Raw genomic sequence first — 9,748 nt, forward strand, 5'->3', positions numbered from 1 at the left:
TGATGCACTGCCTGGCCGGTCTGGACACCGTCAGCTCCGGGCAGATCTTCATCGACGAGACCGAGATCACCGGGCTGAAGGACAAGAAGCTCACCAAGCTGCGCCGGGACCGGATCGGCTTCATCTTCCAGGCGTTCAACCTGCTGCCGACGCTCAGCGCGATCGAGAACATCACGCTGCCGATGGACATCGCGGGCCGTAAGCCCGACCGGGCCTGGCTGGACCGGGTGGTGGAGACCGTGGGCCTGTCCGGCCGGCTCAAGCACCGTCCGAACCAGCTCTCCGGCGGTCAGCAGCAGCGCGTGGCGGTGGCCCGCGCCCTCGCCGCCCGTCCCGAGATCATTTTCGGTGACGAGCCGACCGGAAACCTGGACTCGCGGGCCGGTGCCGAGGTGCTGGGCTTCCTCAAGCGGTCGGTGGACGAGCTGGGCCAGACCATCGTGATGGTCACCCATGACCCGGTCGCCGCCTCTTACGCCAACCGGGTGCTGTACCTGGCCGACGGCCGGATCGTCGACGAGATGTACAACCCGACGGCCGATCTGGTCCTGGAGCGCATGCTGCGTCTATCGCCGGGGGGCGACCCCCGGACCCCCGAGGACTTCGACGCGCGAGGACGGGTGTCATGACCGTCCTCAAGACCTCACTGCGCAACTTCGTCGCCCACAAGGGGCGGATGGCGCTGTCCGCGATCGCGGTGCTGCTGTCGGTGGCGTTCGTCTGCGGCACGCTCGTCTTCACCGACACCACCAACGCCACGTTCGACAAGCTCTTCGCGAGCACCGCCTCCGATGTCACGGTCAGCCCGAAGGGCGCCAGCGACAACGACACCCGGCAGGGCCGGATCCGTTCGCTGCCCGGTTCGGAGCTGGCGCGGCTGAAGCAGGTGGACGGCGTCAAGTCGGTCATCGGCGACGCCACCAGCCAGTCGATCACCGCCGCCGACCGCAACGACAACAGCATCGGCGCGGACTCCGGCGCCCCGACCATCGGCACCAACTGGGACCCGACCGATACGCGCTCGGTCCAGATCACCTCCGGTCATGCGCCGCGCGGCCCGACCGAGGTGATGGTCGACGCCGACACCGCGAAGAACAAGAAGCTGAAGCTGGGCGACGAGATGCGGATCATCGCCATCCCCGGCGAGTTCCGCGCGAAGATCGTCGGCATTGCCACGTTCCAGGTGACCAACCCCGGCGCCACGCTGGTCTTCATGGACACCGACACCGCGCAGCGCAAGCTGCTCGGCGCTCCCGGGGTGTACTCCAGCTATCAGCTCACCGCCCAGCCGGGCGTCAGCCATGAGCAGCTCAAGAAGAACGTGGTGGCCGACCTCGGCACCGCTGTGAAGGTGCAGACGAAGGCCGAGTCCAGCAAGGAGGCCGAGGACGACATCGGCTCGTTCCTGGACGTCATGAAGTACGCGATGCTCGGCTTCGCCGGGATCGCCGTCCTGGTCGGCATCTTCCTGATCGTCAACACCTTCTCGATGCTGGTCGCCCAGCGGACCCGTGAGATCGGCCTGATGCGGGCCATCGGCTCCAGCCGGAAGCAGATCAACCGGTCGGTGCTGATCGAGGCGCTGCTGCTGGGCGTCGTGGGCTCGATCCTCGGTGTGCTCGGCGGCGTCGGCCTCGCGGTCGGCCTGATGAAGATCATGGGCAGCGCGGGTCTCCACCTGAGCACCGACCAGCTCACGGTGAAGCCCACCACGCCCATCATCGGCATCGGCATCGGCGTCATCGTCACCGTCATCGCGGCGTACATCCCCGCCCGCCGGGCCGGGAAGATCTCCCCGATGGCTGCCCTGCGCGACGCGGGCACCCCGGCGGACAGCAGGGCCGGCTGGATCCGCGGCGTGATCGGCACCCTGCTCACCGCGGGTGGCGCGGCGTCCCTGGTGGTCGCCGGGAACGCGGACAAGGCGGTCGACGGCTCGATGTTCCTGGGCGTCGGCGTGGTACTGACGCTCATCGGCTTCATCGTCATCGGCCCGCTGCTGGCCGGTCTGGTGGTCCGCGCGCTGGCCACCGTCGTCCTGCGGATCTTCGGTCCGGTCGGCCGGCTGGCCGAGCGCAACGCGCTGCGCAACCCGCGGCGCACCGGCGCCACCGGCGCGGCCCTGATGATCGGCCTGGCGCTGGTCGCCTGTCTGTCGGTGGTGGGCTCCTCGATGGTCGCCTCGGCCACCGATGAGCTGGACAAGTCGGTGGGTGCGGACTTCATCATCCAGTCCGACATGGGCCAGCCGATCACCGAGGGGATCGAGAAGTCGGTGCGCCGGGCCAAGGGTCTGAAGCACATCAGCGAGGCCAAGAACATCGAGGGCGCCAAGGTCACCCTGCCGGACGGCAAGACGGTCACCAAGGACCTCTCGGCCGCCAGCCCGACGTACGCGGAGGACCTGCGCACCCCGGTGGTCGAGGGTGATCTGGCCGCCGCGTACGGCAAGGACGCCATGTCGGTGCCGGAGGGCTTCGCCAAGGACCACAAGGTGAAGAAGGGCGACACCCTGACCGTCGCCTTCAAGGAGGGCCGGACCGCCAAGCTGACCGTGGCCGCGATCACCTCGGACGACGTCAGCCTCGACAAGGGCGCGCTGTACCTCAACATCGCCACCGTCGAGAGTCATGTCCCCGCCAAGCTGATCCCGGCGGACGTCATGATCCTGGCGCAGGCCAAGGACGGCCAGGAGGACGCGGCGTACGCCTCCCTCAAGGCCCAGTTGCACCACTACCCGTCGGTGAAGGTGCGCGACCAGACCGACTACAAGCAGGAGGTCAAGGACCAGGTCGGTCAGCTCCTCAACCTGGTCTACGGCCTGCTGGCGCTGGCGATCATCGTCGCCGTGCTCGGTGTGGTGAACACCCTGGCCCTGTCGGTGGTCGAGCGGACCCGGGAGATCGGCCTGATGCGTGCCATCGGCCTCTCCCGCCGCCAGATGCGCCGCATGATCCGGCTGGAGTCCGTGGTCATCGCGCTCTTCGGCGCGCTGCTGGGGCTGGGGCTTGGCATGGGCTGGGGAACCACGGCCCAGAAGCTGCTGGCGCTGGAGGGTCTGAAGACCCTGGAGATCCCGTGGCCGACGATCATCACGGTCTTCATCGGCTCGGCCGTGGTGGGTCTGCTCGCGGCGCTGGTCCCGGCCTTCCGGGCGGCGCGGATGAATGTGCTGAACGCGATCGCCACGGAATAGCCGAAGCCAACGGGGGAAATGAGGCCCGCTGCCCTTCCATGGGGGGATGGGCAGAAGGCCGACCGGCCCGGTGTGCGACGGGGGAGCGCACCGGGCCGGTCATGTCTGGCGACAGGCACTCAGCTCAGTTGTTGCCCCACGGGTCAGTGATCTGCGCGGTGTCCCTTGTGCCGTCGGGGTTGGTCCACTGACAGATCTCCCCGACGACATTGATCGGGATGACTATGCCTCCAGAGGCCCGACATTCGGCCCTGGTGAGCGGAGGGCGGCCATCGGCCTGGGCCGTTCCGCCGATTCCCAGCGTGATGGCGAGGGCTCCGAGGGTGGTTGCCGCGGCTAACGCAAGGCGACGAGAGCGCATGTCCGTACACTCCGATCCGGTGGACTTTCCCCCTCAACGAGAAAGCTGGCCGGACGAACTCGAGGAATTCACTAGAACTGTTACCGCGCGGTGCGGATACGGAGGCGCGCCGATGCATTCCGGACACAGCAATACCGCCCTCCAGGCGCGCCCGCAGAATTCCGGCGCAATGTCAATGTATTCGTCGCCGATGGCCGATTCTCCGCGGATTGACCGCTCCGCGGATTGACGCACCGACCCGCTCGGCCGCTGGTCCGGTGGTTTGACTTGGAGTGCGCTCCAACTCCTAGCGTGATCGTCACGACCACGAGGGAGGTACCCGATGTCCGAACTGCCCACCCGTCGCCTGGGCGCGCTGACCGTCGCGGCCCAGGGCCTGGGCTGCATGGGAATGAGCCACGGCTACGGCGCCTCGGACGACGCCCAGTCGATCGCCACCCTCCACCGCGCCCTCGACCTCGGCGTCACACTGCTGGACACCTCCGACTTCTACGGCGCCGGGCACAACGAGGAACTGCTCGGCCGGGCCCTGGCCGGACGCCGGGAGCGGGCGGTTCTGGCCACCAAGTTCGGCTTCGCCAACCAGCTCGGGGAGCCGACCGCGATCCGGGGCGACGCCGCCTATGTCCGCCAGGCGTGCGACGCGTCGCTGCGGCGGCTCGGCGTCGACCACATCGACCTCTACTACCAGCACCGCGTGGACCCCGGCGTCCCCATCGAGGAGACCGTCGGGGCGATGGCCGAGCTGGTCCGGGCGGGCAAGGTGCGCCATCTCGGCCTGTCCGAGGCGGGCGCGGACACCATCCGCCGCGCCCACGCGGTGCACCCCATCGCGGCGCTGCAAAGCGAATGGTCGCTGTGGACGCGGGACCTGGAGCACGAGATCGCCCCGGTCTGCCGCGAACTCGGCATCGGCCTCGTGCCGTTCTCCCCGCTCGGCCGCGGCTTTCTCACCGGCCGCTACACCTCGACCGAGGGCCTGCCGGAGGACGATATGCGCCGCACCCAGCCCCGGTTCGCCGACGGCAACCTCGAAAAGAACCTGGCCATCGTCGGGAAGCTGAACGAACTGGCCGCCGAGAAGGGCGTCACCGCGGGCCGGCTCGCCCTCGCCTGGGTGCAGCACCGCGGCGACGACGTGGTCCCCATCCCGGGCACCCGGCGCCAGAAGTACCTGGAGGAGAACCTGACCGCCGCCACGATCGAGCTGTCGCCCGCGGAGCTGGCCGCGATCGACGCCGCCGCCCCGGCCGACGAGGTGGCCGGCACCCGCTACGACGAGAAGAGCCTGGCCTTCGTGGGCCGCTGACCGCCAGGGTGGTTCAGCGGGCATGAAGGCGGATCGGCGGGCGACCGATGAGTTTCGCGGTGCCCCGGGGTCTCAGGTGGTGAACGCATCACCCCAAGGGAGGTCACCATGTCCGAGACCGCGAAAGGCACCCGGCTCGCCGAGGTGGGCCGGGTGGCCGTCACCGTCGCCGACCAGGACCGGGCGCTGGACTTCTATGTGGGCACGCTCGGCTTCGAGAAGCGTGCCGACATCCCCTTCGGCGACGGTCACCGCTGGATCGAGGTGGGCCCGGCGGGCGCCCGGACCGGGATCGCGCTCGTCCTGCCCCGCGAGGGCGGCCAGGGGCCGGGCTACGCGACCGGCATCATCCTCACCTCGGAGGACATCGACGCCGACCACGCGACGCTGCGCTCGCGCGGCGTCGACACCGACCCGGAGGTCCAGCGGTGGGGTGCCCCGGTGCCGCCGATGTTCAGCTTCCGGGACGGGGACGGCAACGCGCTGATGGTCGTCGAGAACGGCTGACGGCAAGCGGGCGGGAGCCGGTTGCCGAGGACCGGTAGCCGAGGACCGGTAGCCGAGGACCGGTTGCCGTGAGCCGGTGGAAGAGCCGGTCCGCGACGGGGGTCGGACCGGCTCTTCCACCGGCTCACGGCTACGACGCATGGCGGCCGATGCGCTCGGCGCGGGCGCGCAGCAGAAGCCCGATCCAACTGCGGTAGGGCCGCCAGCCGTCGGCGATCCCGGCCAGTCGGCCGATGTCGCCGCAGGCGGTCTCGTCGAGGCCGTACGCGGTGGCGATGGCCGCGTGCAGCCGCGGTTCGTGGTGCGGGAAGACATCGGGGTGCCCGGCGCCGCGGATGAGGATGAGTTCGGCGGAGAACGGGCCGATGCCGGGGAGGGTGCGCAGCGCCGTGAGGGCGTCGTCCACCGGCGTCGCGCGCAGCCGTGCGGCGTCGAGTTCGCCTGCGTCGGCGGCCTCCGCCAGCGCGTGCAGCCGCTCGATCTTCACCTCGGTCAGGCCGGGGATCCGGGTGATCGCGCGCAGCACCGGCGGGGTGGGGAAGGCGTGCAGGGTCCGGCCCGCGACCTGCACCGCCCGTCCGTACCGCTCGGCGAGGCGGGCCTTGATGGCGGCGGCCTGGGTCATGCGGATGCGGTGGCCGATGACCGCCCATACGGCGGCTTCGTAGGGGGAGTGGAAGCACACCGGCCGCAGGCCCGGAAATTCCGCCATGAGCCCGGCCACCACGGGGTCGGCGGCGAGTGCGGGGAAGCCGCTTCCGTCGACGTCGAGCGAGAGGATGCGGGCGAGCTGGGCCCGGACGGCCTCGTCCGGCCAGGACCCGGACTCGGTGGATACGGGCCCGGCCCCGGCGGACGCGGGGTCCGCCGGGGAGCCGTCCAGGTCGCCGTCCGGTACACCGGGATGGACGGTGAACTCGGCCCGTACCGTGCCCGCCGCACCGTCCGCCGTCTCCTCCTGCCGCACCGCGGCGGCCACCGTCGAGTGGCCGTCGTCGGCGGGAAAGGCCAGGCGGAGCACCTCGTGCGCGGTGCCGGAATAGCAGGCGGGGGTGAAGTCCTCCAGGAAGCGGACGCCCGCCGCCAGCGAGAAGGGACCGGCCGGGGTGAGGGAGACGGCGGTCACGGTCAGCCTCCGTGCGCGGTGATGGCGTAGCCCTCGGGGCCGATGAAGGTGAACGTGCGGCCGAAGGGGCTGTCCTGCGGCGGGGCGACGATCGTCACCCCGGCGTCGGCGAGCTGGTCGTGCAGCGCCTGGGCGTCCGTGGTGCGGAACCACAGGGCCACGCCGAGACCGGGCCGTGCGACACCGTCGAGGTCCACGCCCGGCAGCGGCTCGCGGATGGCGAACGGGATCGGTTCGGTGGCGAACACCACGGCGCCGGGGGGCGAGGCCGGTGCCCGCCGCAGTCCGAGGTGCTTCTCGCAGAAGGCGGCCGCCGCCTCGACATCGCGTACCTGCAAGGCGATGAAGTCGGGGCCGTGGGCGGTGGCGGTCATGGGTCCTCCCCAGGTTGTTTGATGTCAGGACTTTGACATTCCCGGACTGTACGCACGCCCTCTCCCCCTGTCAAAATCCTGACATGGAAGACCGGACTCCCGTGGCCCCGCCGCACCCCGCCCACGACGTCACCGAACATGTGGGATACCGCCTCAAACGCGCCGCCGCGGCGCTGCGCGGCGCCATGGACAAAGCGCTGCGCGAACGCGGCCTGACGGTGCCGCAATACGCCTGCCTGGAACTCCTCGACGAGCGGCCCGGCCTGTCCAACGCCGAACTCGCCCGCGGCACCTTCGTCACCCGGCAGTCCATGAACGTCGTTCTGCGCGGCCTCCAGGAGGCCGACCTGATCACCCGGCCCGCCACCACCGACCACGGCCGCGCCCTCCCCGCCCACCTCACCGAGGCCGGCCGCGAACGGCTCCACGCGGCCCGGTCCGCCGTCTACGCCATCGAGCGGACGATGGTCGACGCCTTCCCGCAACGGCGCCTGGCCGCCCTCCTCGCCGACCTCGACCGCATGGCGGAAGCCCTCGGCGGCTGACCGGCCTCAGTCGCGGGGCAGCAGGGTGCCCAGGGGGCCGAGGTCCAGGTTGAGGTCCTCCGGCGTCAGTCCGTGCTGGTCGCACAGCTCCGCCATGCGCTGATCGAGCAGCATCAGCGTGGTGCCGATGCGCTCGATCTGGCCGTCGGTGAGGCCGCCCGCGTCGATACGGCGGATGGCCTGGCGCTCCATCAACTGGCGGAGGAGTTCGACGACCGTCAGCACGAGGGCCGCCAGGTCGCGGCCGACCGAGTCGCGGTCGATGTCGAGGTGGGTGGGGGCCGAGGGCGTCGGGGGCGTCGGGGGCGTCGGCGGGCTCATAGCGGGCCGCTGTCGGTCCACGGGGCCGGGACCCGCTCGTTGACCGAGGAGAGCAGGGCGTGCAGGGAGAGGCGGACGAGGGGGACCTCGGCGATCGCGATGACCAGATCGCCGGTGACGACGACGCCGGTGGCGAGCACCCGGTCGAGGAGGTCCACGAGAGGGACCCCGAGCGGTCCGAGGGCCTCGGCGGGGGTGGCTCCCCACGCGGGGGCCTCCTTGCGGGCGATGTCGGCGGGGGCCGCTTCCCATGCCGCTTTGGCCGGGGCGGCGTCCCAGGCGGCCCTGGTCATGGGGACATCCCTCCGTCGGTAGGCCCTCCGTCGGTAACCCCTCCGTCGGCGAAGGAGTACGGCGCCCATGGCCCGGAGAGCTCGATCTGGACGTCCGTCTCGTCGCGGCGCAACGACGCGAGGGCGGCGCGCAGTTCGCGCTCCCGGCCCAGGTCGAGGAGGTAGGCCGCGTTCAGCACATGGGTACGGTGCTTCCCGGTCACCTCGACGCCGTGCGGCCGCAGCCGGCGCGCGGCCACGGCGAGGCTCCGGACGGCGATGTCCACTCGCTCGGCGGCCCGCAGCGTCAGGGTGTGGTGCTGTTCGCGGCTCCGCTGCCGGGTGCGGACGCGGTCCAGATACGCGCGCCCACTGGCGGGGCCGTCCGCCGGGGTGGCTTCCCGGGCGGCTTCCGGCGCGGGCGGCGGTCCCGTGGGGGCGTAGACCTTGACGCCCCATTCGGCCCGGCCCGTAATCCGGTCCAGCGCGGTCAGGAGGGACGTCTCCCGCTCGCCGAGGGCCTCGCGGGCCCGGCCGTCGTCGAGATAGAGGGTGGCCAGCGGCAGCGGAACGGTGGGGGCCAGCGCCGATGCCGCCGTGATCACCGTGTGGTGGGCGCGGGCGCAGCGCTCCAGCTCATCGCGGTCGGACAGCCGCCGCCGCAGCGCCTCCTCGCCGAACCCGGCCGCGGGCACGTCCTGGACCACGGCGGTGAGCGGGCCCGCCGCGAGCGTACGGACGGGGGCGCCGGTGCCGAGCCCGGGGAGCGCCGCCAGCGCCGTGAGGGTGCCGCCGCGGCAGACCGCGAAGGCGTAGGTGAGGGTGGGGGATTCGGGCGGGGTCATGTGTCCGCGCCCTGCTCGGCGGTGGCGGCGCCGACCGCGCTCAGCGGCTCATCGGAGTCCATCCGCGATTCCAGGGCGTGGAGCCGTTCGCGCAGTTCCGCGTTCTCCTGGGCGAGGGCGTCCTTCGCGGCGCGCGAGGAGAGGGCGGGGTCGGTCTCCCACCAGTCGATTCCGGCCTTGCGGGCGGTGTCCACGGAGGAGATGAACAACCGCAGCCGGATGGTGAGCAGTTCGATGTCCAGCAGGTCGATCTTGATGTCGCCGGCGATCACGATGCCCTTGTCCAGGACGCGTTCCAGGATCTCGGCGAGGTCGGAGGGGTGCCGGTCGCCGGTCACGGAAGGGGGGTACACCAGGTCGCGGTCAGTCATGGCGGCTCACCCTTGCCACTCCTCCTCGGCTTCGGCTGCCCGACCGCTCCAGCAGGTCCAGCAGCCGGTCCTCCTCGCGGTCGAACTCCTCGGGGCCGATCGCCCCCGACTCCAGGGCCTCGTTGAGCGCGGCCAGCCGGGCGCGCAGCACCGACGGATGGCACAGCTCCTCCTCCGCGACGTCCCGTACGCGCTCGGCGACCCACACCACCCCCCGCACCGGCGCCAGCGGGAAGAGGACGACCTGGCTCAGCACCCCCATGTCAGACCTGGCCTTCCGCGAAGCTGTAGCAGGGCAGCGGCCCGGTGAGCAGCAGCTCGACCCGGTCGCGGTGGCCGGCCGCGAAGCGCTCCACCACACCGTGGAACCGCCGCTCCGCGCGCCGGTCCAGCAGGAACGACACGTTGAGCACGCATCCCTCGACCTCCGGGCCGTGCACCTTGGCCTCCGCCACGGCGGACAGCTCCGCGAGCACCGCGGCCGCGGCGGCGGCCGCCCTGCGCCTGAGCCCGCGCGCCAC

The 9,748-nt window shown here is 71.4% G+C and carries 13 protein-coding genes; 5 read left to right on the forward strand and 8 right to left on the reverse strand.

Going from position 1 to position 9,748, the window contains the following annotated elements; all coding sequences use genetic code 11:
• The 4 genes from KN815_RS37110 to KN815_RS37125 form a co-directional block, all read left to right on the forward strand.
• Positions 1-629, forward strand: a 629-nt coding sequence (locus KN815_RS37110; protein WP_216346244.1) for an ABC transporter ATP-binding protein, incomplete at its 5' end; no start/stop codon positions are given.
• On the forward strand, positions 626-3,196 hold the full coding sequence (locus KN815_RS37115; RefSeq protein ID WP_216346245.1) for an ABC transporter permease: 2,571 nt from the start codon (positions 626-628) through the stop codon (positions 3,194-3,196). The genes KN815_RS37110 and KN815_RS37115, both read left to right, overlap by 4 nt.
• Positions 3,197-3,879: 683 nt before the next feature.
• Positions 3,880-4,866: an aldo/keto reductase gene (locus KN815_RS37120; protein WP_216346246.1), complete on the forward strand. Its 987-nt coding sequence runs from the start codon at positions 3,880-3,882 to the stop codon at positions 4,864-4,866.
• Between the two features lie 108 nt (positions 4,867-4,974).
• Entirely contained in the window at positions 4,975-5,373 is a 399-nt protein-coding gene (locus tag KN815_RS37125; RefSeq protein ID WP_216346247.1) for a VOC family protein, read from the forward strand.
• 130 nt (positions 5,374-5,503) lie between these two features.
• On the opposite strand, the gene KN815_RS37130 is transcribed toward KN815_RS37125, so the two are convergent.
• Positions 5,504-6,499 (reverse strand): DNA-3-methyladenine glycosylase family protein, encoded by a 996-nt coding sequence (locus KN815_RS37130; RefSeq protein ID WP_216346248.1) that lies wholly within the window; start codon positions 6,497-6,499, stop codon positions 5,504-5,506.
• Between the two features lie 2 nt (positions 6,500-6,501).
• The gene (locus KN815_RS37135) at positions 6,502-6,873 is read right to left on the reverse strand and encodes a VOC family protein (protein ID WP_216346249.1); all 372 of its coding nucleotides are present in this window, start codon (positions 6,871-6,873) and stop codon (positions 6,502-6,504) included.
• 83 nt (positions 6,874-6,956) lie between these two features.
• On the opposite strand from KN815_RS37135, the gene KN815_RS37140 reads away from it, so the two are divergent.
• A complete protein-coding gene (locus KN815_RS37140) occupies positions 6,957-7,418 on the forward strand; it encodes a MarR family winged helix-turn-helix transcriptional regulator (RefSeq protein WP_216346250.1) in 462 nt (153 codons plus the stop codon).
• 6 nt (positions 7,419-7,424) lie between these two features.
• Here KN815_RS37140 and KN815_RS37145 read toward each other — a convergent pair whose 3' ends face one another.
• From KN815_RS37145 to KN815_RS37170, 6 genes are all read right to left on the reverse strand, one after another.
• Positions 7,425-7,739 carry a gas vesicle protein K gene (locus tag KN815_RS37145; RefSeq protein ID WP_216346251.1) on the reverse strand — a complete coding sequence of 105 codons (315 nt, stop codon included), beginning with the start codon at positions 7,737-7,739 and terminating at the stop codon, positions 7,425-7,427.
• On the reverse strand, positions 7,736-7,969 hold the full coding sequence (locus KN815_RS37150) for a gas vesicle protein (RefSeq protein WP_078647615.1): 234 nt from the start codon (positions 7,967-7,969) through the stop codon (positions 7,736-7,738). Before KN815_RS37150 ends, KN815_RS37145 begins: the two co-directional genes overlap by 4 nt.
• 59 nt (positions 7,970-8,028) lie before the next feature.
• On the reverse strand, positions 8,029-8,856 hold the full coding sequence (locus tag KN815_RS37155) for a GvpL/GvpF family gas vesicle protein (RefSeq protein WP_216346252.1): 828 nt from the start codon (positions 8,854-8,856) through the stop codon (positions 8,029-8,031).
• Positions 8,853-9,227 carry a gas vesicle protein gene (locus tag KN815_RS37160; RefSeq protein WP_216346253.1) on the reverse strand — a complete coding sequence of 125 codons (375 nt, stop codon included), beginning with the start codon at positions 9,225-9,227 and terminating at the stop codon, positions 8,853-8,855. The genes KN815_RS37155 and KN815_RS37160 overlap by 4 nt, the downstream gene beginning before the upstream one ends.
• Positions 9,220-9,489, reverse strand: a complete 270-nt coding sequence (locus tag KN815_RS37165) for a gas vesicle protein GvpG (RefSeq protein ID WP_216346254.1) — start codon at positions 9,487-9,489, stop codon at positions 9,220-9,222. The genes KN815_RS37160 and KN815_RS37165 overlap by 8 nt, the downstream gene beginning before the upstream one ends.
• Position 9,490: 1 nt before the next feature.
• Positions 9,491-9,748 (reverse strand): GvpL/GvpF family gas vesicle protein (locus tag KN815_RS37170; RefSeq protein WP_216346255.1); only part of this gene is annotated, 258 nt, incomplete at its 5' end.

The organism is Streptomyces niphimycinicus (assembly GCF_018883605.1).
GTDB classification, from domain to species: domain Bacteria; phylum Actinomycetota; class Actinomycetes; order Streptomycetales; family Streptomycetaceae; genus Streptomyces; species Streptomyces niphimycinicus.